This window comes from Vibrio sp. 10N (assembly GCF_036245475.1).
GTDB lineage: Bacteria > Pseudomonadota > Gammaproteobacteria > Enterobacterales > Vibrionaceae > Vibrio.
The window spans coordinates 2,387,919-2,410,411 of sequence record NZ_BTPM01000001.1; the positions used below are offsets into that span (position 1 = coordinate 2,387,919).

Here is a 22,493-nt window from a genome sequence, read left to right on the forward strand (position 1 = left end):
CCTTTGCCATTGACGAGTTAGTTATTGTTCACGGTCATCTGCCTTGTTCATGAGACATGGCACTGCCTATAAAATACTATCAGCAAGATTAGTTCCAACTATTTTACGTCTATTTTTCAATATCTTACATTAAGCCAGGGATTTTGAGGTGCACCAGAATGGGGAAACGCACAATTAGTGGGCGGGATTACACATTATTTGTATGGGTAACTGCCAGTAATCTACTTCCGTTACCGCATCATGAGCGTTAAACTCTAACTTTTCTCAAAGAGTTCGCGTTCAACTATGACAGCTTCAAAAATCAAATTCATCGCAACCGACATGGATGGGACCTTGTTGGACGAGCAAGGCCAGCTCCCTGCCCAATTTCCCGAATTATTTCAAAGGCTAAAGTCTCAAGGCATCCTATTTGCTGCAGCCTCTGGGCGCCAATATTATAGCTTGCGCGATACTTTCGCTGACTTTCAAGATGAGATGTTGTTCATTGCTGAAAATGGCACCGTGGTCATGCATCAAGATAAAGAGCTGTATAGCTGCGATCTAGACCCTGCTTCAGTACCTAGTATCATTCGCCAGGCTCGTACCATCTCTGGTGGCTATATTGTACTGTGTGGTAAAAAGAGTGCTTACATTGAAACGCAAGATCCCAAAGCACTAGAAGAAATCAGTAAGTACTATCACCGCTGCCAATATGTAGATGACTTACTCGCAGTCGATGATGAGTTTATTAAAATTGCTTTACTGCACTTTGACGGCTCGGAAGCTCACATTGATCCCGTTATCCGTCCCGCTTTTGGCGAAGATTTTCAGGTTGTCGTTAGCGCTAAAATTTGGCTCGATGTGATGAACAAAGTCGCATCAAAAGGCAGCGCCATTCGCCACCTTCAAAATACGCTCGGCTTTACCTTTGAACAAACCATGAGTTTTGGGGACTACTTTAATGATGCTGAAATGCTGAAGGAAAGTTATTACTCATACGCAATGGAAAACGCCCATCCTGGCGTCAAAGAGCTTGCTCGCTTCTCTGCACCGAGCAACACAGAAGATGGTGTGATTAAAGCGGTCAACGCATTTCTTGATGCTGAACTTTCTGTTGCTGAATAAACGTCAGAAAATAGGGTTCGCTATATAAAAAAAGAGCATGCCTAGGCATGCTCTTGTTATTTTTGCCAGCGCTCAGCGGCCTGTGTGTCAGACTCACGAGACTCAACCCAGCGAGTTGACTCGGTAGTACGCTCTTTTTTCCAAAACGGTGCTTTGGTCTTCAAGTAGTCCATTATGAACTCACATGCCTCAAAGGCTGCGCCTCGATGGGCACTGGAAACGCCAACAAACACAATTTGGTCACCCGCATCAAGATCACCCACACGGTGAATAACTCGGATCCCGTTTAGCATCCATCTCGTCTCCGCTTCGTTGCAGATTTTCTCTAATGCACGCTCGGTCATTCCCGGATAGTGCTCAAGCGACATGCCTTGCACATCGTCGCCCAAGTTCATATCACGCACTTTGCCCGTAAACGTTACAATCGCACCCGATGCACTGCCTTGCGCTAATGCGTCATACTCAGCACCGACGGAAAAATCTTGCTGCTGAACCGATACTCGAATCGTCATATCAGCCCCCAGTTACCGGAGGGAAAAACGCCACTTCATCGCCATCACTGACCGTGGCCGTCAACGGCACAATGTCTTGGTTCACCGCTGCCAGCAGCTTGCCTGAATCGAGAGCCAAATCCCATTTACCTTCTTGCTTTGCAAGATGAGCACGGATGGCCTCTACCGTGTCAAAGCTGGCATCAACTTCAAGTGCGTCAACACCAACTAGCTCGCGTGTTTGAGCAAAAAACAATACTTTGATCATGATTCCACCTTAAAGTGACCTGACTTGCCGCCGGTTTTTTCCAGCAATCGCACGCTGTCGATCACCATGTCTTTTTGTACCGCTTTGCACATGTCATAAATCGTCAACGCCGCCACAGAGGCAGCGGTTAGCGCCTCCATTTCTACGCCCGTTTTACCTGCAAGCTTACACACGGATTCGATGCGTACTTTGTTTTCACTTTCTAGCGCTTCTAGCTGCACTTCCACTTTAGAAAGCAGTAGCGGATGACATAGCGGGATCAGATCCCAAGTTTTCTTCGCGGCTTGAATACCTGCAATACGCGCAGTGGCAAACACATCTCCTTTGTGATGGTTGCCAGACGTGATCATCTTAAGCGTTTCCGGTGCCATATGCACAAACGCTTCAGCGCGCGCTTCGCGAACCGTTTCAGCCTTGGCTGACACATCAACCATATTGGCCTCGCCCGAGGCATTAATATGTGTAAATTCCGACATGGCTAACCCCGACACTTACTTAGTTAGGTGGGGCATAAAGTTACAAGGGCGATGACTTGCATCGAGCTGCTGCTTAATGATTTTCGTCCAACCCGTGCGACACGCACCTGTTGAACCAGGCATCGCGAAGATCACTGTGTGATTAGCAAAACCAGCAATTGCACGAGATTGGATCGTCGAGGTACCAATTTCTTCGTAAGATACCGCGCGGAATAGCTCACCAAAGCCTTCCACTTGCTTATCGAAAAGAGGAACCAGCGCTTCTGGCGTGCTATCACGAGAGGTAAAGCCCGTGCCACCAGTAATCATTACTGCTTGAACGCTTTCGTCCGCAATCCACTGTGATACTACAGCACGGATTTGGTAGATATCATCAATAACGATTTTCTTGTCTGCTAGCGTGTGTCCTGCTTCTTGCAGGTTTTCTGCGAGGTAGCGACCCGATGTGTCGTTCTCTTCTGTACGTGTATCTGAAACGGTTAGCACTGCGATATTCGCAGGCACAAATTTGCTCTCTGCGTGACCCATGATTTTCACCCTATAAAAACTGTAAACATTAAAATCGGCGACGCGAATTAGCCGCCGATGGATGCCAAGTGAGGCGTCATTCCTGAATTGCCATCGTGTAGGAAGTGACTGACCGACTTGGTCTGTAATTGTGCTTGAATGCGCTCAATAAGCGCCTGCTCCTGAGCATCCTCTTGCAGTAAGTCTCGCAGCTCGACACCATGCTCGCCAAACAAGCATAAGTGCAGCTTACCCATTGCAGAGACACGCAAGCGGTTACAACTTTCGCAGAAGTTTTTCTCGTATGGCATGATCAAGCCAATCTCACCTTTATAATCGGCATGCACGAATACTTGAGCTGGGCCATCGTTGTTTTGACGCGCTTTAAGTATCCAACCGTTAGCGATGAGTTGATTGCGAATGTCCACACCTGAGACATGATGATTTTGAAACAGCTCGTCCATTTCACCGGTTTGCATCAGTTCGATAAACCTAAGTTGGATAGGACGATCTTTGATCCAATTGAGGAACGACGGCAGCTCTTTAGCGTTGAGATCTTTCATCAACACCACATTGACTTTGACCTGCTCGTAGCCGATCTCAAACGCGCGGTCGATACCCGCCATCACCTCAGTAAACTTATTCTCACCCGTGATTTGGTGGAACATACGAGGGTCAAGGCTATCAACGCTGACGTTAATATGAGTCAAACCCGCTCGCTGCCATGTATCAACTTGCTTTGCCATACGATAACCATTGGTTGTCGTAGCCACTTTGCTGATGCCAGGAGTATTAGCGACCGTTTCAATGATCTGAGGGAAATCCTTCCTAAGGCTTGGCTCACCACCAGTAATACGCACCTTTGACGTGCCACAATCTGCGAATGCAGTGACAACACGCTTAATTTCAGGCAGCGTTAAAAAGGCCGGTCTTTTTTGACCAGGCGGTTTGTAGCCATCAGGGAGGCAATATGTACATCGGAAATTACAGACGTCTGTAACCGACAAGCGCAAGTAATAGAACTTGCGATGGAATTTATCTTCGAATTGTTGCGCCACGGAACACCTTTCCAAACACGGGAGGCGTGATCATTTCCAATCATGCCCTTGTGACCTCTTGTCACTGGCTCAACACGCTTATCTTAATTAACGTTACCAACAGGATGGGTTCGAAAAAGACTTAGCGTCGTGAGCTCGGAGTTATGGCAGTTAGCGACATGAGTCCCTAACAGCGTGAGAGTAAAATACTCAATAACGACAGGGTTTTCCAGCTTTGTAATCAAAAAACCTTATCTATTCGTCATTTTTATTATAGTTGAGTATCGCAAATGAACAATTTACCCTATGTTACGACGACGAAGTAACACAAAAGTAGAATAAGATGAGCAACTATTCATCAAAAAAAATCGTGGCGATCGGTGGTGGTCACGGCTTAGGGCGTATGTTGGCTGCGCTAAAAGAGTTTGGCTCCAATGCCACAGGCATTGTTGCGACCACTGATAATGGCGGCTCCACTGGCCGCATTCGTGAATGCCAAGGTGGTATTGCTTGGGGCGATACTCGCAACTGCATTAATCAGCTGATTACGGATCCATCCATCGGTTCAATGATGTTTGAGTACCGTTTCAAAGGCACCGGTGATCTCAATGGTCACAATTTAGGTAACCTTATGCTTACTGCACTGGACAACCTATCTGTGCGCCCGCTTGATGCTATTGAACTAATCAGAGACCTACTCAAAGTCGACGTGAACATCATTCCGATGTCCGAACACCCATCCGATCTCAAAGCTCTTTCGATAGAAGGAAAATGGGTAACAGGCGAAACCTCGGTCGATGAAATGGAACAAGATCTGCAGCGTCTTGATTTAGAACCCGTGGTACCGGCGACCAAAGAAGCGGTCGACGCCATTCATCAAGCAGACTGCATTGTGCTTGGTCCTGGAAGCTTTTTAACCAGTATCATGCCACCACTATTGCTTGCAGACCTTAGCCAAGCCATCAATAGCAATACCAAAGCTAAGGTGGTATTTGTTGAGAACCTGTCTCCAGAATATGGTCCGGCTGGACGAATGACATTGGAACAGAAGCTGCTTTGGTGTGAACGCGCCTTACAAGGCAGAAAACTTGATGTCATTTTAGGTGAGCAGGCACACCCTGATATTTGTTCACGCTGGAATTGTATGACGCAACCACTGGCTTCCCCGAATCGAGACTGGCGTCACGATAGGAATAAACTCAAAGAAGCGATTGAATCACTACTTCAATGACCTTGTGATAATACACATACTTCACAACAAAGAGCCTCACACTCAGTCACTTAGACCTAGTTTGGGGCTCTTTTGTATACAAGGTAAGTATTCACTCACACTTCCTCACTGCTATTCTGATAAAAACCCTACTTAGTTAACAATTGCTAACCAAGCAAATTGTTGCGCTGCCATGAATGCCTCACTCTAGCATCACAAAAATCAAAATAGCGAAGTATCGACATGAACCAGTACGTGAATGACCCATCCAATTATCAATTGCTGATCAAAAACTTACTTTTCTCCCCCGTTGCCTTTGACCCAGACCAAGAAATTGTTTACGCCAACTATCGTCGCCACAGCTATCAAACCTTTCATGATCGTGTGCGTCAACTAGCCAATGCGTTAACCGCGATGGGGGTTAATAAAGGTGACACTGTCGCCGTGATGGATTACGACTCCCATCGCTACCTAGAATGCTACTTTGCCATCCCAATGATTGGTGCCAAACTGCATATGATCAACGTACGCCTCTCACCAGAGCAAATTCTCTACACCATCGACCATGCGGAAGATGATGTACTGCTCATCCATGAAGAGTTTTTACCTATTTTGGATCAAATCAAAGGGCGCATTGATACCATTAATGACTACGTCGTTCTGCGCGATGAGGGCGATTGTGAATACGAAACGCTGTTAGCAGCGCAACCTACCGAGTTTGACTTTCCTGACTTTGATGAGAATACCGTAGCGACGACCTTCTACACTACGGGCACTACTGGCCTACCTAAAGGAGTGTTCTTTACCCATCGTCAATTGGTGCTCCACACCTTAGGTATTTTAAGCTCACTCGGCACCAATGCCGTTCAAGGCCGGCTTCATCAGGGCGACATTTACATGCCTATTACGCCAATGTTCCATGTTCATGCTTGGGGACTGCCTTATATGGCAACCATGCTTGGCATCAAACAAGTGTACCCCGGTAAGTACATTCCCGATGTACTGCTTGGGCTGATTGAGCAAGAAAAGGTGACGTTCTCTCACTGCGTTCCGACCATTTTGCATTTGTTGCTTAACGCACCGAAGTCGTCATCGGTGGATCTCGCTGGCTGGAAAGTTGTCATTGGGGGAGCAGCATTGCCTAAGGCACTCTGCCAGTCAGCATTAGCGCGTGATATCGACGTCTTCGCTGGGTATGGCATGAGTGAAACCGGACCGATTCTTTCGATAGTCCAGCTCACACCTGAGCACCTTGACTTAGACATGGACAAGCAAGCTGAATATCGAGCTAAAACAGGGAAAAAAGTCGCGATGGTCGATGTGGAAATCGTCGACGAACAAATGGCTCCTCTCCCTCATGATGGTGAGACTACGGGCGAAATTGTGGTTCGAGCACCTTGGTTGACACCGAGTTACTACAAAGACAATAAAAACTCGAAAGCTCTGTGGCGTGGTGGTTACTTACATACTGGTGATGTCGCTACTATCGACCCAGAAGGGTTCATCAAGATCACCGACCGCGTCAAAGATATGATTAAAATCTCCGGTGAATGGGTCAGCTCACTCGAGCTCGAAGATATACTCCATCAGCACAAAGCCGTCTCTGAGGCCGCTGTCATTGGTATGCCTCACGACAAATGGGGTGAAGTACCACTGGCGCTGGTCACACTCAAAGCCGATCACTCCGTAACAGATAAAGCGCTCGTTAGCTTCGCCAAAGGCTTTATTAGCAAGGGGATTCTCGCCAGAGAGGCGCTGCTTATGAAGATCAAGTTTGTCGATAGTATTGCCAAAACCAGTGTCGGCAAAGTGGATAAAAAAGAGTTAAGAAAATTGCACCTCTAAAGCTGTTTCTTCCACACCAGCGATAAAAAAATGCAGCCTGTAGGCTGCATTTTTACTGTGTCTGGTATCCACTTCTTATTGCTCTAACGCATCCAAGTAGCGCATATAAGTTGTATGAGTGTTAGCAAGTAAGTCTAAAACCTGATCAATCAGCGCTTGATCTTCGGTCAAATCATTCTGTTTCGACTTGGTATCAATTTGGATGGCTAACTGGCACAAAGGCTCTGCACCAAAACTGGCGGCACTGCTCTTTAAGGCATGACATATCTCAGCCAACTGCTCCATTTTCTCCGCCAACGGACCTTCACTAAGTTGAGTTTGATAGGTAACCAGCTCGCCGGTAAAAATCCCGAGTAAGATCGGAATGTTAGCGACTCCAATCTCACTGGTAAGCTGTTCAACTCGCTCTTGATTCATAAACGTCATGCTTTGGTCTCACTCGCGTTCCATGCTTGAATTTTTCGGTAAATGGTCGATGGACTTACATCCAAAAACTTAGCGGCCTGTGGGATGTTACCGTCACAAGCTTCAATCGCTTGTTCAATCGTACGTCTCTCAGTCTGCCACAGCGGCACGATATCTTGAGGGCCAAATGACGAGACCGCGATCGATGCCGTGGGTTTAGCAACAACCATTGGCTCATTCAACGGTGGCGGCAACATATCTAAGGTGATTTCTTTACCGTGATTCAATACTACTACGTTGCGCAGCACATTTTGTAGCTGACGCACATTACCCGGCCACTCATAATGAATGAATCGCTCTATCACATCCTGAGCGAAACGCACGAAACTTTTACCTTCCTCGTGGGACATAAAGCCCAATAGAGAATAAGCAATTTCAATCACGTCTTCTTCACGGTCGCGAAGCGGCGGCAAATGCAGTGGAATGACGTACAAACGGTAGTACAAGTCTTCCCTAAACCGCCCTTCTTGCACCTCTTTCCATGGATCGCGGTTAGTCGCACACACAAAGCGCACATCCACTTTCTTCATCCGTGACGAGCCCACTTTTTGGAACGTACCGGTTTGAATAAAACGCAGCAGCTTAGTTTGCAGTTCGAGATCCATCTCGCACAGCTCATCAAGAAACAGCGTCCCGCCATCAGCAAGCTCTGCCGCCCCCTGTCTATCAACCGCAGCGCCCGTAAAGGCACCTTTGACGTGACCAAACAGTTCACTTTCAATCAGATCTTTCGGGATCGCGGCGCAGTTAATCGCTATAAACGGTTTATCGCCTCGCTTACTCGCGGCATGAATCGCTTCGGCACATACCTCTTTACCGGTACCACTTTCACCGGTAATAAAGATACTCGCTTTACTGGACGCGGCGGAGTCGATAGTGCGATACACGGCTTGCATCGGCTGACTGCTGCCGATAAAGCCTTGGTAACTTGGGCTGCCGGTATCATTTATTTCATCGCGTAGTTTGGAGGCTTTGCGAATGGCATTGGTCACAGTGACGCGCAGACGGTCGGCCTCACAAGGCTTGATCAAAAAGTCTTGCGCGCCATGTTGCATCGCGTCAACCGCGATATCAATGGAGCCGTGCGCCGTCATGAAGATGATAGGCACATCGGGATGAGACTGTTTCACCGCATCCAACACATCCATTCCCGTCATGTCGGGAAGACGCAGATCAAGAAGTATGAGATCAGGCGTCCGGTGCTGTAAGCTTTGTAACGCATCGCGGCCATTACCCACGATATTGATGTCGATCCCCAATGGAGAAAGATACGAGCGATACAATGCAGCAACGGAGGCCGTATCTTCTACCATCAGGAGGTAGCGAGACTTCGGCTCGTCGAATAAAGGTTGCATAAATCCTAGCTAACTGTTGTTTTATTATGTTTGCTTTATGTGGTTACTCTATAAGCATATTCGCATTTTGCAATTATTGACTAAGAAAAACCATTTTTATTTTGCTGTTTAAAGCTTGAGCAGCCTACCAGACTGCTCAAGGCTTGTTAACTATTTGCGATGAAGTGTTGTCTAAGTTTCTCTATTTCATCACGTTTTTCGGCAGCCAACTCAAATTCTAGGTTCTGGGCGTGTTGGTACATTTCCCCTTCAAGTTTCAGAATTTGCTTCTCAAGATCTTGTGAGGACAAGGCCACATAAGCTTGTGAAGGCTCGGCCACCTTGGAAAGGGGGACTTGTTTGCCTTTTTTCGGCTTACCGCTTTTCACTGCACCACCAATTTCCATGATGTCTTTGATGTTGCGTTTAAGTGCAGTAGGCACCATGCCCATCTTCTCGTTGTAGGCATGTTGTTTTTCGCGGCGACGCGTGGTTTCATCGATAGCCTTTTGCATCGATTTAGTGATGGTGTCACCGTACAGAATCGCTTTGCCTTTGATGTTTCGTGCAGCACGTCCAATGGTCTGAATCAAAGAGCGCTCCGAGCGAAGGAAACCTTCTTTGTCAGCATCAAGGATGGCCACCAACGAAACTTCTGGCATATCCAAACCCTCTCGAAGCAAGTTAATTCCCACCAGCACATCAAACTCACCTAAACGTAAATCACGAATGATCTCAGTACGCTCAACGGTGTCGATATCTGAGTGCAAGTAGCGCACCTTCACGCCATGCTCGTTAAGATATTCGGTCAAATCCTCCGCCATACGTTTCGTCAGCGTCGTCACCAATACGCGCTCATCAATGGCCGCGCGAGCTTTGGCTTCAGAGAGCAAGTCATCCACCTGTGTGGCAACAGGACGCACTTCAATTTCCGGATCCAGAAGGCCGGTCGGACGCACTACTTGGTCGGCCACATCACCATTCGACTTCTCTAGTTCATAAGCGCTTGGGGTTGCCGAGACAAAGATGGTTTGCGGCGAAATCATCTCAAACTCTTCAAACTTCATTGGACGGTTGTCCAATGCGGAAGGCAAGCGGAAACCAAACTCCACCAGCGTCTCTTTTCGAGAGCGGTCACCTTTATACATCGCGCCTATTTGCGGCACGGTCACGTGTGATTCATCAATGATTAGCAGGCCATCAGGCGGCAAATAGTCGAACAGTGTCGGAGGCGGCTCGCCCTCCTTACGACCACTCAAGTAACGGGAGTAGTTCTCGATGCCTGAACAAAAGCCCAGCTCGTTCATCATCTCAATATCAAACTGCGTACGCTGCGAAATACGCTGCTCTTCAAGTAACTTGTTATTTTCTTTGAGATAAGTAGCACGGCTGGCGAGCTCTTTTTTGATTTCCTCAATCGCATCTAGAATACGTTCTCGTGGCGTGACGTAGTGAGTTTTCGGATAGATGGTATAGCGGGCGATATCGCGCTGAGTGATCACTCCCGTCAGTGGGTCGAAAAGACTGATGCAGTCAATCTCATCATCAAACATTTCAAGGCGGACCGCCTCTTGATCAGATTCAGCAGGGAAGATATCAATCACTTCGCCGCGCACTCTAAATTGACCGCGCTCGAAGGCGACATCATTACGTGAATATTGCAGTTCAGCTAATCGAAGCAAGATGTCACGCTGGTCAATCACCGCACCTCGAGTGACGTGCAACATCATTTTTAAATACGAGTCTGGATCACCCAAACCATAGATGGCAGAAACAGACGCAACAATAATGGCATCTTTTCTTTCTAACAGCGCTTTAGTGGCCGATAAACGCATTTGCTCAATGTGAGCATTCACTGACGCGTCTTTTTCGATAAACGTATCCGTGGTCGGCACGTACGCCTCTGGCTGGTAGTAATCGTAATAAGAGACAAAATACTCAACCGCATTATTGGGAAAAAATGCTTTCATCTCGCCATACAACTGCGCCGCCAACGTTTTGTTTGGCGCCAATAAAATTGCGGGTCTTTGTGCTTGGGCAATAACGTTTGCCAACGTGAAGGTTTTACCCGATCCGGTTACCCCGAGCAATGTCTGGTGAGCGAGGCCTGAATCCAAACCATCGACTAACTGCGTAATCGCGGTGGGTTGATCTCCCGACGGTTGATAATCGGAAACCAATTCGAACTGTTTTGCCATCTGTTTATGTTCCTTATCTGCAACCCTACTATTTGAGCGCTAGCGCCACTAATTTGCAACCGAAAGCTCGCCTTTGTACGAGCAATTTGCTATTGTGTGCACCCTTGCAAAATCTTCTATTGCCTTCCGCTTATCAAACCATCCACGGCTTTTCCCCAATCAACCTTTCCAGCTCTGTTACTAATATTATTCTCACTTTTGACACATCAAGAAGCACAAATAAAGACCATCATTTAATCAATGCTTTAATTGACTTACCACTCAGTTATACACACCCTTAAAAATGAGTAATTACTCAATTCAACAATCTCTACCGTACAATTAACACATTTATCCACAAATTTGGTGGATAAGTAAAACAACCTTATGAGCGATAAGGCTCTCAGAAAAGTAAAGAAATTTTTGAAATTTTTTTTGCAGTAAATTTTCAAAAAAACCATTGACTCATACATCTAGGGTAGCTAAGATTCGCCCCGCTTAAAGCAATTCCCCCTTAGTTCAGTTGGTAGAACGGCGGACTGTTAATCCGTATGTCGCAGGTTCGAGTCCCGCAGGGGGAGCCAAATTCAGAAAAAGCCGTGTCATTAGACGCGGCTTTCTCGTATCTGAGCGACAGAAATCCTTGCAGGATTTTATGCCGCAGAGCTCGCCGCCCGCATCCGAGTCCCGCAGGGGGAGCCAAATTCTAGAGAAAGCCGTGTCGTAAGACGCGGCTTTTTCGTATCTGCGTCTCACAAATTTTTTTCCATTAATACTCTTCTTGCCTACTCACGCGCCCTCTAATCTGTACGGCTTTTTTTTGTTTTTAGCCCGAATGCCTATACTTTTCGTACAAACGAGCAAAACCATAGATTTCACAGGTTGTTATTCACCGCTCAAAACTGGATAATATCGGGATCGGAGCTCTTTACACTTTTTATTATGACCGAATATCTTTTGTTGTTGGTGGGCACAGTACTCGTCAACAATTTCGTACTGGTAAAATTCCTTGGGTTATGTCCATTCATGGGCGTATCTAAAAAACTCGAGACAGCCATCGGCATGGGTCTTGCGACAACATTCGTACTGACTTTGGCCTCGGTGTGCGCCTACCTTGTTGAAACCTACGTCCTAGTACCGTTGGGCATCCAATACCTGCGAACGATGAGTTTCATTCTCGTCATTGCAGTGGTGGTTCAGTTCACCGAAATGGTGGTGCACAAAACCAGCCCTACCTTGTACAGACTGTTAGGTATCTTCTTACCATTGATCACGACCAACTGTGCCGTGCTTGGTGTAGCGCTGCTTAATATCAATGAAAACCACAACTTCATAGAATCGATCATCTACGGATTCGGTGCAGCGGTTGGTTTCTCTCTGGTATTAATCTTATTCGCTTCCATGCGTGAGCGCATTGCCGCTGCTGATGTACCAGCACCATTTAAAGGTGCCTCTATCGCAATGATTACCGCAGGACTGATGTCTCTGGCATTCATGGGCTTTACAGGGTTGGTGAAACTATAATGAGTACCATCCTTATTGCCATCGTTGCTGTCGTTATCCTGGCTGGCCTGTTTGGTGCTGTGCTGGGGTTTGCATCCATCAAATTCAAAGTCGAGGCCGATCCGATTGTCGACCAAATCGACAGTATCCTGCCACAAACTCAATGTGGTCAATGTGGTTACCCAGGTTGTCGCCCATACGCTGAAGCGATAGCTAACGGTGATGCCATAAACAAATGTCCTCCCGGAGGTCAGCCGACAATCGAAAAATTGGCCGATCTGATGGGAGTCGAAGTTGAAGATTCTGCTCACGACGCTGAGAAATCAATAAAGAAAGTCGCTTTTATTCACGAAGACATGTGTATTGGCTGCACTAAGTGCATTCAAGCCTGTCCAGTAGATGCCATTGTCGGTGGCACGAAAGCGCTGCACACAGTTATCAAGGATGAGTGTACGGGTTGTGATTTGTGTGTCGCCCCGTGTCCAACCGACTGTATTGAAATGATCCCGGTAGAAACCACTGCGGATACATGGAAATGGCAAATGGATGCTATCCCTGTCGTCAACATTACCGAACCAACGACAGAACTAAACGGTAAGTAGGGAGCATTATGTTATCACTCATCGAACAAATTAAATCAGGCTCCCTTTGGGACTTCCCTGGCGGCGTACACCCGCAAGAAAACAAGACGCAATCTAACCGCAATGAGATTGTGCGCGCTTCTGTACCGAACGAACTCGTTATTCCTCTAAAACAGCACATTGGTAAGCCAGGCGACCTATTGGTTAATGTTGGCGATAAAGTACTTAAAGGTCAGGCACTGAGCCAAGTCAACGCGGCCTTTATGTTGCCTGTCCATGCGCCAACGTCTGGTACTGTCAAAGCGATTGAACCTCGCACTATTGCTCACCCTTCGGGGTTAAGCGATCTATGTATCGTGATTGAAGCCGATGGCGAAGACACCTGGACTGAGCTTTCTCCTGCCGAAGACTACCGCGCACTTGAGCCAGACGCGTTGATTGAGACCATTCGTCTTGCCGGTATCTCTGGTATGGGCGGCGCAGGCTTTCCAACCGCGAAGAAAATCCAATCTGGTCTTCAGCGCACTGAAATCTTGATCCTTAACGCTGCTGAGTGTGAGCCCTACATCACGGCTGACGATCGTTTAATGCAAGACTGCGCGGATGAAGTCATTGAAGGCATCAACATCCTCAAGCACATGCTGAAGCCAAAGCTGACCATCATCGGTATTGAAGATAACAAGCCAGAAGCGATTAAAGCATTAGAGAAAGCCGCAGCGAACGAAGACATTGTGATCCGCGTGATCCCAACTAAATACCCTTCTGGTGGTGAAAAGCAGCTCATCAAGATCTTAACCAATCTTGAAGTACCTGTCGGGGGCATTCCTGCTGATATTGGTCTCATGGTACAAAACATTGGGTCAGCGTATGCCATTAAGCGTGCCGTGTGTCAGGGTGAGCCACTTATTGAACGTGTTGTGACGCTAACGGGTAAAACTTTCAAGCAGCCACGCAACGTTTGGACTCGTATCGGTACCCCAGTACAAGCGCTACTGGATGAGTTTGGTTACAAGGCTGATAAAAAGTCACAGCGTCTTATCATGGGCGGTCCGATGATGGGCTTTACCCTTCCGCATGCCAACGTGCCTATTACCAAAACTGCAAACTGCATTTTGGCTCCAACGTTCCGCGAAATTGACCCGCGCTCCCATGAGATCGCCTGTATACGTTGTAGCCAATGTGCCGAAGCCTGCCCTGCATCGTTGCTTCCACAGCAGTTGCAGTGGTATGCAAAGTCGCAAGAGTACGACAAGTGCGAAGAGCTGAACCTTAAAGACTGTATCGAATGTGGTGCGTGTGCATTTGTTTGTCCAAGCGAAATCCCGCTGGTTCAATACTATCGTCAAGCTAAAGCCGAAATCCGCACTCGTAAGCAAGATGCCGACGCAGCTGAACGCGCCAAAGTCCGCTTTGAAGAGAAAAAAGCGCGCATGGAGCGTGACAAAGCGGAACGTGAGAATCGATTCAAGAAAGCCGCTGATGATCGCCGCAAACAGATGAGTAAGTCTGGTGGCGACGACGCTATCGCTGCTGCTATCGAACGCGTCAAAGCGCAAAAAGCCAAAGCTGAAACCAGCAACGAGGTAAAACCAGCGGTCGCCGCTGCAATTGCCCGCGCTAAAGCCAAACAAGCGGAAGCCGCTAAACAAGGTCAAGCAGAACCCGACAATTCAGAAATGGCTAAACTGCGCGAAGAGCGTAAGCGTCAAGCCAGAGAGCGTAAAGCTGAGAAAGCTGTAGCGCCAGAAGACTCGACTGCTGAAACCAGCGCAGATGTCGATCCGAAGAAAGCCGCGATTGCCGCAGCCTTAGCTCGTGCGAAAGCGAAGAAAGTCGCACAGCAGCAAGATGTGCCTGCTGATTCAGGTAGCCAAGAAGCGAAAAAAGACGCCGTCGCTGCTGCGATTGCCCGTGCAAAAGCTCGCAAGCAAACAGCTCAAGCGGCACCAACAGAGGCAGAGCAAGAAACGGTCGCCTCTGAAGACCCGAAAAAAGCAGCCGTTGCCGCTGCAATTGCTCGTGCCAAAGCTCGTAAGCAAACGGCTCAAGCTGAGCCAAAAGAAGCGAACAGCGACACGCAAGCTACTGAGTCTGAAGACCCGAAAAAAGCTGCGGTTGCCGCCGCTATAGCCCGTGCTAAAGCTCGCAAACAAGCGGCTCAAGCCGAGCCTGAAGAAGTGAACAGCGACACACCGTCTGCTGAGTCTGATGACCCGAAAAAAGCTGCCGTTGCCGCCGCTATTGCTCGTGCCAAAGCTCGCAAACAAGCGGCTCAAGCTGAGCCAGAAGAAGCGAACAGCGACACGCCAACTGCTGAGTCTGACGACCCGAAAAAAGCTGCGGTCGCCGCCGCTATCGCCCGTGCTAAAGCTCGCAAACATGCGGCTCAAGCCGAGCCAGCTGAAACGGTAAGCGAAACTCCCGCTGCTGATACAGAAGATCCTAAGAAAGCAGCCGTTGCCGCCGCGATTGCTCGTGCCAAAGCTCGCAAGCAAGCCGCTAGCGCAGAAACCGTGGACGCTGAACAACCTAAAGAAATGGTGCCAGAGACAACCACTTCGGAATCCGACGATCCGAAAAAGGCGGCCGTTGCTGCCGCCATTGCTCGAGCAAAAGCCAGAAAACGCCAACAAGAACAAGATAAGGAGAACAACTAGTGTCGTTCTTTATTGCTAGCTCTCCACACGCTCATAGCCGCAAGCGCACACCAGATATTATGAAAGGCGTGGCGCTGTGTGCTCTGCCAGGCCTTGTCGCTCAAACCTATTTCTTTGGTTGGGGCACTATTATCCAACTGGCGCTAGCTATTATTGTCGGATTGGGACTTGAAGCTGCGGTCATGCTGCTTCGTAAACGCTCCCCTGCGATGGCACTTCGCGATTACAGTGCTTTGGTTACCGCGTGGCTTCTTGCTATTGCAATCCCACCACTGTCTCCATGGTGGGTAGTCGTGATTGGTCTACTATTCGCTATCGTCATCGCTAAACACCTCTATGGAGGGTTGGGTCAAAACCCATTTAACCCTGCGATGGTCGCTTATGTGGTATTGCTTATCTCTTTTCCTGTAGAGATGACAAGCTGGATCACACCCATCTCAATTTCGAATGAACCAGTTAGCTTTGCTGATGCCTTCTCGCTGATTTTTGGTGGCTTTGATATGGATGGCTACTCACTACAGCAAATCCGAACCGGCATTGATGGCATCACCATGGCGACGCCACTTGATGCTTTCAAAACGGGTATTAGCAACGGCAATACCGTTGGTGAAGTGCTAGACCAGCCAATCTTTGGTGGCTTGGCCGGTATTGGCTGGGAGTGGGTTAACCTGGCTTACCTAGTGGGCGGTTTGGCTCTGCTTAAACTGCGTATAATCCAATGGCATATCCCCGTTGCAATGTTAGTTTCACTGACTATTGTCAGCGGCTTCTTTGCAATGATTTGGCCTGGCGAAACAGGCTCGCCACTACTGCATTTGTTGTCGGGTGCGACTATGCTCGGTGCATTCTTTATTGCCACCGACCCTGTTTCAGCATCAACCACAGTGAAAGGCCGTTTGATTTTTGGTGCTTTCATTGGCGTGATGGTGTTTATCATCCGTACTTGGGGCGGTTTCCCAGATGGCGTTGCCTTTGGCGTTCTGCTTGCCAACATGTGCGTACCGCTGATCGATTACTACACCAAACCAAGAACTTACGGGCACTGATATCATGTTGAATGCAATTAGAAAAAACGGCTTAACACTGGCTATCTTTGCTTGTGCATCAACTGGTGTCGTTGCCATTACCCAGTATCTGACTAAAGATCAGATTTTGCGCCAAGAACGCGCACAGCTTCAAGCGACTCTAAATGAGGTCATCCCTCATGAGCTGCATGACAATGAGCTGTATGCCGCTTGCACCTTGGTCAGCGATCCGGCCCTTGGTACCACTGCAGCGCAGCCAGCTTACATTGCGACCATCAACAATGAACCAAAAGCACTGGCGATTGAAACCATTGCTCCTGATGGTTACAGCGGTGCCATCAAGCTCATCATCGGTGTTGATGTCGATGGCACTATCTTAGGTACACGCGTATTAGCGCACCAAGAAACTCCGGGACTGGGCGATAAAATCGACCTTAGAATCACCGATTGGATTTTGGGTTTCTCTGGTAAGCAAGTGACCGAAGACAACCTGGGTGAGTGGGCAGTCCGCAAAGACGGCGGTCAGTTCGACTCGTTCACTGGCGCGACCATCACGCCAAGAGCAGTGGTGAAAGCCGTCAAAAATACAGTGGAATACGTGAACAACAATCGCGATTCCATTTTAAACCAGCCACGTAACTGTGGAGGTGAGTAATGACAACCTCAAAAGAACTCTTTAAAAATGGCATGTGGGACAACAACCCAGCTTTAGTACAGCTGCTTGGTCTGTGTCCTCTGCTTGCGGTTTCATCCACTGTAACCAATGCATTAGGTTTAGGACTGGCGACGCTATTGGTACTGGTTGGCTCAAACGTCACTGTCTCTTTGGTTCGAGATTATGTGCCAAAAGAAGTGCGTATCCCTGTGTTCGTAATGATCATTGCAGCGCTGGTAACGTGTGTTCAGCTACTGATGAACGCCTACGCCTATGGCCTTTACTTGTCATTGGGTATTTTTATCCCGCTTATCGTGACCAACTGCATCATCATCGGCCGTGCAGAAGCGTTCGCCTCTAAAAATGCGGTTGGCCCTGCTGCTCTCGATGGATTATGGATGGGCATGGGTATGACCTCTGCACTTGTCGTGCTTGGCGCGATGCGTGAGCTAATTGGTAACGGCACCCTGTTTGATGGTGCCGACCTGCTCCTAGGTGACTGGGCGGCAGCCCTTCGCATTGAAGTGTTCCAATTTGATAGTCAGTTCTTGTTGGCCTTGTTGCCACCAGGCGCGTTTATCGGTGTCGGCTTCTTGATTGCTCTTAAGAACGTCATTGATAAGCAAATCGAGCAGCGTCAACCAAAACAAGAAAAACCAGAGATTGAACGCGCTCGCGTTACTAACTAAAGCTTTTCATGCCCGAGATTTTCGGGCATTTTTATAATAAAAACACACTGGGTACTCAAACATTGAGTACAAGCAATCAGCGGAAGAATTAGTCAGCAAATGAACAACACCAAAAGAAAAGAGATTTTAGAGCGGCTTCGCGAAAACAACCCCAAACCAGAGACTGAGCTGAACTGGAGCTCGCCTTTCGAACTGCTGATCGCGGTTCTACTTTCGGCGCAAGCAACCGATGTCAGTGTTAACAAAGCCACTGACAAACTCTATCCGGTTGCGAATACACCAGAAGCCATGCTGGCGCTTGGTGTTGATGGCGTCAAAGAGTACATCAAGACCATTGGTCTGTTTAACTCCAAAGCCGAGAACGTCATCAAGACCTGTAAGATCCTGATCGAAAAACACGGCAGCGAAGTCCCGGAAAACCGTGAAGCGTTAGAAGCGCTACCTGGCGTAGGACGTAAAACCGCCAACGTGGTACTCAACACCGCCTTCGGCTGGCCAACCATCGCCGTAGACACCCATATCTACCGCGTCTCAAACCGCACTAAATTCGCGATGGGCAAAACCGTCGACGATGTGGAAGAGAAACTACTCAAAGTCGTTCCAAAAGAATTTAAGCTTGATGTGCATCACTGGTTGATCCTTCACGGACGCTATACCTGTGTCGCCCGTAAACCGCGCTGCGGCAGCTGCATCATCGAGGACCTCTGCGAATTCAAAGAAAAAGTCTATCCAGACAATTAATATTAAGGAGCAATGTTATGTCTAACGGCCGTATCCTTCACACTATGCTACGTGTAGGTGACCTAGATAAATCTATCTCGTTCTACACCGACGTCATTGGTATGAATTTGCTGCGCAAAAATGAAAACACCGAATACAAATACACCCTAGCCTTCCTAGGCTTTGGTGATGAGTCTGAAGGTGCAGTGATAGAGCTAACTTACAACTGGGGCGTCACCGAATACGATCTAGGTAGCGCCTATGGCCACATCGCCATCGGCGTAGACGACATCTACACCACATGCGACGCCATCAAAGCGGCAGGCGGCAACGTCACTCGCGAACCGGGCCCTGTTAAAGGCGGCACCACTCAGATCGCCTTCGTCAAAGACCCCGACGGCTACATGATAGAGTTGATTCAGAACAAGCAAGCGAGTGCTGGCCTTGAAGGTTAAGCGCTGATTCAGCCAAGCTAAAATAAGAAAGCCAGTGGACATTAACCACTGGCTTTTTACTACCTATCCAAGTTCCAAAACTATAAACCTGCCTCAATTATCCCAACAAAAAAGAACGTTCTCACCCTAAACACCATAGCCTATTGCCATGCTGACAAACGCAACGTAGGGGGAGCGAGAGAGGGGGCATTGATCGCCTGTACTCAAATATTACCGCCCAACTCCCGAAGTTCTGCCCCCTAGCCCTCTGACCCAAGAAACCACAAACACCAGTACCAAAGAAAAAACTAACGAACAAAACAAAACCAAATACATTTCCAGATCAGCAAGCTCTTCACCGTTTCTCGTCCCAAAATACTCAGCCAAGGCAATCGCTTGATTCTCAGATACTCTTGGAAAAACATATGGGTATCTCAACCACATGAATGAGAGGACTAACGTAAGAAACGATGCTACCAATAGTTTATAAAGAACCGATTTCATTTAACGACTACCTTGCCATAAGCTTCTTATTTTTGTCACTGCCAGAACCTGAGAACGCGGGGTAGGATGCTGAACCGGTGGTTAATGCGCTCAACGGTTTTCCATTTAATACAAATGTAAATTCGAGCATATGGCTTCTCTTGTGTGGTTGATGCAGCGTATTGTATAACTTACCAACACCAGAGTTTGATTTAAGAGTTAGCGAGTTACGATCACCCACACGATTTTACGACATTAGTAGACATTTCATTTGCACTCTCACTGTCATCACACTTCACACTTCACACTTCACACTAGGCTAGCTCGCGATTCTGACGAAAAGATCAATCTAAGTATAAAGGTTCATTATTTTTCGGATGACTTCTACGTCGGGAAACTTAAAGAGAAGGGACTGATTGTCTATGTTCAAGTGGTTTTCTATAGATACAGACAAAATTGTCTACATCAAGAAAACTCATATGTGCCCCTTTTCTCGTATCAAACCCAACAAATAACAGCGTCATTCCCTTGAAAAAGGGAATCTCATTCAGCGCGTCATCAAGTTAATTTACGTGACTTAGTCGAAGATTTTCAGTTGCCTACACGCGGTAGGAGTTCCTCACTTCCGTGAGGATGACGGCTACTAGGGGCATGTTAAATACGAACGGACTTAGACTACTTTTGTCCAAAAACTTGCTAGAGATCGCTCACACTCCCCCCCCCTGCAATACACTAACAATCACCAACAGCGTCTCTTTGCATTTTTCTACGCGCTTTGAGTTGATTCCCCATCGAGTGCGGAATGACGATATATTTGAAACGCACGCAATACCACATACCAAAAAACTCTTCTATCAACACGAATCATCCCAAAACAAAAAAACCAGCGGCTTCACAACCACTGGTTTCCATATCTCCAACCTAAAGCAGCCCCTAAACCTCAGTCCGCCCAAACGAAATCACCACCCTCTGGTTTTTCGCTTTACCCACTGGTGACGCATTACTCGCAATCGGCCTACGCTTACCATAACCTTGCACCTGAATGCGGTCTTTCGGCAACCCCAAAGAGTGGAAATAGTCCTGCAAAATCATCGCGCGTTTTTCCGATAGCTGCTGACTCTCACTCTTCGACTCAGAAGAATCAGTAAAGGTCGACACTAAGACCAAGTCGATATCTTGGTTGTAGCGCACGTACTCAGCAATTTGCTGTAAGCGATGCTGTGAGGTCTTGTTGAGCTGCTCGCTGTTGCGATCGTAGTGCAAAATGGTGAAAGAAATGTCTTCAAAGCTGTATGGCAACAAGTTGGCGACACAATCACTAAACACATTGTATTTGGCTTGAAACAGCACAGAAGATAACGACACTTCGATACGCTCGTCTCGGCTTTGCCAATCCTGATAACTGAACGTTGGATAACGACCTTTTTCTAGCTCACTCAAAATACTCCAAGCGGCCTGCCCACCGACGTAACCATCAAACTGTTTAAAGAACTGCAAGTTGGTGATGCGGTCTGCGCTGTCACCGGGGCGCCATGGTGGCGGCATAGACACTAAACTCACGTTACGCGTCTCCCCCATTGAGCGGCGCATTTTAAGTTCAAAATCGAGGTTCTTCTTTTTACTGGCACGAGCGACAAACTCCGCATCACCAAAGTTTGGGATCGGATGTACAAGGCGGCATTCAAGCGGTGTATTACTTACCATTTCCCACTGCGACTGAGTGGGTGTTGCCACATAGCGCTTTTCCATTGCCGCATTCGCCATAGGGATTGCCAGCGTAGGTAAAAGAATAGCAGTAAGTAAAGCTTTTAATTTCATATAGATAGATAACTCGATAGCATTTGCGATAGCGGCATGTCCTTGCCGCCAAGGCATTTAGATGGATCTCCACATAGGTCATTGCAATTTCCCCGCCAACATATCACTTACAGAAAGCACGACTCGGTTTTCCTGAATCCGCCTCTAAGTACACGGCTGATGCTGACCACTTTTTATGCTGCTTTTACTCAACCAATCTCATCGCTTCACCTGAGATATTGAAACAGAGCGATGTGTATTCACTATCAATAGCCGTATAGAAGGCAAATTAAATGCTCGGTTTAGTTTTTTATGCTGACAGAATCTGCAATAATGCCCGCTTCGTCACACTTGAAAACTCAAACATGTCTGTAGAAAACGAAGCTCTTACCCTTAAAAAGCGATTCCGTGGTTACTTTCCCGTTGTTGTCGACGTGGAAACAGCAGGTTTTAATGCTAGCACTGATGCGTTACTGGAAATTTGTGCCATCACTTTAAAGATGGACGAAGAAGGTAACCTTGAGCCTGCCACTGTGATGCACTATCACATTGAACCATTCGAAGGCGCCAACTTAGAGAAGGAAGCGCTGGAGTTTAACGGTATTCGTGACCCATTCAGCCCACTTCGTGGTGCGGTATCGGAGCAAGAAGCGTTAAAAGAAATCTACAAAGTGATTCGAAAAGAGCAGAAGCAACACGATTGCAATCGCGCCATCATGGTGGCGCACAATGCGAATTTCGACCACAGTTTTGTAAGTGCGGCAAATGAGCGTGCCAAACTAAAGCGCGTTCCGTTCCACCCGTTTGCAACCTTTGACACGGCCACATTGAGCGGTCTTGCTTATGGTCAAACGGTATTGGCAAAAGCTTGTAAAGTCGCAGGAATGGAGTTCGATAACAAGGAAGCCCACTCGGCTCTTTACGACACTCAAAAGACGGCTGAGCTGTTTTGCCGAATCGTCAATAAATGGAAAGCTCTTGGTGGCTGGCCTATTGTTGACGACAACCAAGAATAAACAAACACAACTTTTTAGA

21 protein-coding genes, 1 tRNA gene and 1 riboswitch are annotated in these 22,493 nt (G+C 47.6%); of the genes, 13 read left to right on the forward strand and 9 right to left on the reverse strand.

From position 1 onward, the window contains the following. Positions 1-285 precede the first annotated feature (285 nt). A complete protein-coding gene (locus AAA946_RS11085; RefSeq protein WP_338164910.1) occupies positions 286-1,104 on the forward strand; it encodes a Cof-type HAD-IIB family hydrolase in 819 nt (272 codons plus the stop codon). 56 nt (positions 1,105-1,160) lie between these two features. Here the strand turns inward: AAA946_RS11085 and moaE are convergent, their stop codons facing one another. The 5 genes from moaE to moaA form a co-directional block, all read right to left on the reverse strand. Next, positions 1,161-1,616 (reverse strand): molybdopterin synthase catalytic subunit MoaE, encoded by a 456-nt coding sequence (gene moaE, locus AAA946_RS11090; protein ID WP_338164911.1) that lies wholly within the window; start codon positions 1,614-1,616, stop codon positions 1,161-1,163. 1 nt (position 1,617) lies between these two features. Further along, positions 1,618-1,863, reverse strand: coding sequence for a molybdopterin synthase sulfur carrier subunit (gene moaD, locus AAA946_RS11095; protein WP_338164912.1), 246 nt, complete (start codon positions 1,861-1,863; stop codon positions 1,618-1,620). Next, positions 1,860-2,339 (reverse strand): cyclic pyranopterin monophosphate synthase MoaC, encoded by a 480-nt coding sequence (moaC, locus tag AAA946_RS11100; RefSeq protein ID WP_042502300.1) that lies wholly within the window; start codon positions 2,337-2,339, stop codon positions 1,860-1,862. The genes moaD and moaC overlap by 4 nt, the downstream gene beginning before the upstream one ends. A gap of 15 nt (positions 2,340-2,354) precedes the next feature. Then, positions 2,355-2,867, reverse strand: a complete 513-nt coding sequence (gene moaB, locus AAA946_RS11105) for a molybdenum cofactor biosynthesis protein B (protein WP_338164913.1) — start codon at positions 2,865-2,867, stop codon at positions 2,355-2,357. A 47-nt stretch (positions 2,868-2,914) separates the two neighbouring features. After that, a complete protein-coding gene (gene moaA / locus AAA946_RS11110; protein ID WP_338164914.1) occupies positions 2,915-3,904 on the reverse strand; it encodes a GTP 3',8-cyclase MoaA in 990 nt (329 codons plus the stop codon). Continuing rightward, positions 3,893-4,057, reverse strand: a riboswitch (molybdenum cofactor riboswitch). Its footprint overlaps the gene before it by 12 nt. 169 nt (positions 4,058-4,226) lie before the next feature. On the opposite strand from moaA, the gene AAA946_RS11115 reads away from it, so the two are divergent. After that, positions 4,227-5,114 carry a YvcK family protein gene (locus tag AAA946_RS11115; protein ID WP_338164915.1) on the forward strand — a complete coding sequence of 296 codons (888 nt, stop codon included), beginning with the start codon at positions 4,227-4,229 and terminating at the stop codon, positions 5,112-5,114. 222 nt (positions 5,115-5,336) lie between these two features. Continuing rightward, positions 5,337-6,938 carry a long-chain fatty acid--CoA ligase gene (locus tag AAA946_RS11120; RefSeq protein WP_338164916.1) on the forward strand — a complete coding sequence of 534 codons (1,602 nt, stop codon included), beginning with the start codon at positions 5,337-5,339 and terminating at the stop codon, positions 6,936-6,938. Positions 6,939-7,013: 75 nt separating this feature from the next. Here AAA946_RS11120 and AAA946_RS11125 read toward each other — a convergent pair whose 3' ends face one another. The 3 genes from AAA946_RS11125 to uvrB all read right to left on the reverse strand — a co-directional run bounded on the left by AAA946_RS11125 (position 7,014) and on the right by uvrB (position 10,935). Continuing rightward, positions 7,014-7,364 carry an Hpt domain-containing protein gene (locus tag AAA946_RS11125; protein ID WP_338164917.1) on the reverse strand — a complete coding sequence of 117 codons (351 nt, stop codon included), beginning with the start codon at positions 7,362-7,364 and terminating at the stop codon, positions 7,014-7,016. Further along, positions 7,361-8,758 (reverse strand): quorum-sensing sigma-54 dependent transcriptional regulator LuxO, encoded by a 1,398-nt coding sequence (luxO, locus tag AAA946_RS11130; RefSeq protein WP_338164918.1) that lies wholly within the window; start codon positions 8,756-8,758, stop codon positions 7,361-7,363. Before luxO ends, AAA946_RS11125 begins: the two co-directional genes overlap by 4 nt. A 146-nt stretch (positions 8,759-8,904) precedes the next feature. Next, a complete protein-coding gene (uvrB, locus tag AAA946_RS11135) occupies positions 8,905-10,935 on the reverse strand; it encodes an excinuclease ABC subunit UvrB (protein ID WP_338164919.1) in 2,031 nt (676 codons plus the stop codon). A 487-nt stretch (positions 10,936-11,422) separates the two neighbouring features. Here uvrB and AAA946_RS11140 point away from each other — a divergent pair. The 9 genes from AAA946_RS11140 (at position 11,423) to gloA (ending at position 19,199) form a co-directional block, all read left to right on the forward strand. Then, positions 11,423-11,498: transfer RNA gene (locus AAA946_RS11140), tRNA-Asn, on the forward strand. Positions 11,499-11,856: 358 nt separating this feature from the next. Next, complete coding sequence (gene rsxA / locus AAA946_RS11145; protein WP_042476631.1) at positions 11,857-12,438, forward strand: electron transport complex subunit RsxA; 582 nt, start codon at positions 11,857-11,859, stop codon at positions 12,436-12,438. Further along, positions 12,438-13,019 carry an electron transport complex subunit RsxB gene (gene rsxB, locus AAA946_RS11150; protein ID WP_112462411.1) on the forward strand — a complete coding sequence of 194 codons (582 nt, stop codon included), beginning with the start codon at positions 12,438-12,440 and terminating at the stop codon, positions 13,017-13,019. Before rsxA ends, rsxB begins: the two co-directional genes overlap by 1 nt. Before the next feature lie 8 nt (positions 13,020-13,027). After that, positions 13,028-15,655, forward strand: coding sequence for an electron transport complex subunit RsxC (gene rsxC / locus AAA946_RS11155; RefSeq protein ID WP_338164920.1), 2,628 nt, complete (start codon positions 13,028-13,030; stop codon positions 15,653-15,655). Beyond that, a complete protein-coding gene (gene rsxD, locus AAA946_RS11160) occupies positions 15,655-16,701 on the forward strand; it encodes an electron transport complex subunit RsxD (RefSeq protein ID WP_338164921.1) in 1,047 nt (348 codons plus the stop codon). The genes rsxC and rsxD overlap by 1 nt, the downstream gene beginning before the upstream one ends. A 4-nt stretch (positions 16,702-16,705) precedes the next feature. Then, positions 16,706-17,335, forward strand: a complete 630-nt coding sequence (gene rsxG / locus AAA946_RS11165) for an electron transport complex subunit RsxG (RefSeq protein WP_338164922.1) — start codon at positions 16,706-16,708, stop codon at positions 17,333-17,335. Continuing rightward, positions 17,335-18,024 (forward strand): electron transport complex subunit E, encoded by a 690-nt coding sequence (locus tag AAA946_RS11170; RefSeq protein ID WP_042502317.1) that lies wholly within the window; start codon positions 17,335-17,337, stop codon positions 18,022-18,024. The genes rsxG and AAA946_RS11170 overlap by 1 nt, the downstream gene beginning before the upstream one ends. A 99-nt stretch (positions 18,025-18,123) precedes the next feature. Beyond that, a complete protein-coding gene (gene nth / locus AAA946_RS11175; RefSeq protein ID WP_112480531.1) occupies positions 18,124-18,765 on the forward strand; it encodes an endonuclease III in 642 nt (213 codons plus the stop codon). A 17-nt stretch (positions 18,766-18,782) separates the two neighbouring features. After that, entirely contained in the window at positions 18,783-19,199 is a 417-nt protein-coding gene (gene gloA, locus AAA946_RS11180; protein ID WP_042502321.1) for a lactoylglutathione lyase, read from the forward strand. A gap of 1,395 nt (positions 19,200-20,594) precedes the next feature. Here gloA and motY read toward each other — a convergent pair. Continuing rightward, complete coding sequence (gene motY, locus AAA946_RS11185; RefSeq protein WP_445206104.1) at positions 20,595-21,425, reverse strand: flagellar protein MotY; 831 nt, start codon at positions 21,423-21,425, stop codon at positions 20,595-20,597. Positions 21,426-21,823: 398 nt separating this feature from the next. Between motY and rnt the strand changes: the two genes are divergently transcribed. Further along, positions 21,824-22,474, forward strand: a complete 651-nt coding sequence (gene rnt, locus AAA946_RS11190) for a ribonuclease T (protein WP_112462429.1) — start codon at positions 21,824-21,826, stop codon at positions 22,472-22,474. Positions 22,475-22,493 lie beyond the last annotated feature (19 nt).

What these genes read in the sequence shown, in the direction of transcription:
- rsxG (WP_338164922.1), top strand. Translation starts at nt 16,706, where the DNA reads ATGTTGAATGCAATTAGAAAAAACGGCTTAACACTGGCTATCTTTGCT.
- nth (WP_112480531.1), top strand. Translation starts at nt 18,124, where the DNA reads ATGAACAACACCAAAAGAAAAGAGATTTTAGAGCGGCTTCGCGAAAAC.
- AAA946_RS11120 (WP_338164916.1), top strand. Translation starts at nt 5,337, where the DNA reads ATGAACCAGTACGTGAATGACCCATCCAATTATCAATTGCTGATCAAA.
- AAA946_RS11085 (WP_338164910.1), top strand. Translation starts at nt 286, where the DNA reads ATGACAGCTTCAAAAATCAAATTCATCGCAACCGACATGGATGGGACC.
- rsxA (WP_042476631.1), top strand. Translation starts at nt 11,857, where the DNA reads ATGACCGAATATCTTTTGTTGTTGGTGGGCACAGTACTCGTCAACAAT.
- rsxB (WP_112462411.1), top strand. Translation starts at nt 12,438, where the DNA reads ATGAGTACCATCCTTATTGCCATCGTTGCTGTCGTTATCCTGGCTGGC.
- moaE (WP_338164911.1), bottom strand. Translation starts at nt 1,616, where the DNA reads ATGACGATTCGAGTATCGGTTCAGCAGCAAGATTTTTCCGTCGGTGCT.
- AAA946_RS11115 (WP_338164915.1), top strand. Translation starts at nt 4,227, where the DNA reads ATGAGCAACTATTCATCAAAAAAAATCGTGGCGATCGGTGGTGGTCAC.
- moaC (WP_042502300.1), bottom strand. Translation starts at nt 2,339, where the DNA reads ATGTCGGAATTTACACATATTAATGCCTCGGGCGAGGCCAATATGGTT.
- AAA946_RS11125 (WP_338164917.1), bottom strand. Translation starts at nt 7,364, where the DNA reads ATGACGTTTATGAATCAAGAGCGAGTTGAACAGCTTACCAGTGAGATT.
- gloA (WP_042502321.1), top strand. Translation starts at nt 18,783, where the DNA reads ATGTCTAACGGCCGTATCCTTCACACTATGCTACGTGTAGGTGACCTA.
- moaB (WP_338164913.1), bottom strand. Translation starts at nt 2,867, where the DNA reads ATGGGTCACGCAGAGAGCAAATTTGTGCCTGCGAATATCGCAGTGCTA.
- AAA946_RS11170 (WP_042502317.1), top strand. Translation starts at nt 17,335, where the DNA reads ATGACAACCTCAAAAGAACTCTTTAAAAATGGCATGTGGGACAACAAC.
- rsxC (WP_338164920.1), top strand. Translation starts at nt 13,028, where the DNA reads ATGTTATCACTCATCGAACAAATTAAATCAGGCTCCCTTTGGGACTTC.
- rnt (WP_112462429.1), top strand. Translation starts at nt 21,824, where the DNA reads ATGTCTGTAGAAAACGAAGCTCTTACCCTTAAAAAGCGATTCCGTGGT.
- luxO (WP_338164918.1), bottom strand. Translation starts at nt 8,758, where the DNA reads ATGCAACCTTTATTCGACGAGCCGAAGTCTCGCTACCTCCTGATGGTA.
- moaD (WP_338164912.1), bottom strand. Translation starts at nt 1,863, where the DNA reads ATGATCAAAGTATTGTTTTTTGCTCAAACACGCGAGCTAGTTGGTGTT.
- motY (WP_445206104.1), bottom strand. Translation starts at nt 21,425, where the DNA reads ATGGCGAATGCGGCAATGGAAAAGCGCTATGTGGCAACACCCACTCAG.
- uvrB (WP_338164919.1), bottom strand. Translation starts at nt 10,935, where the DNA reads ATGGCAAAACAGTTCGAATTGGTTTCCGATTATCAACCGTCGGGAGAT.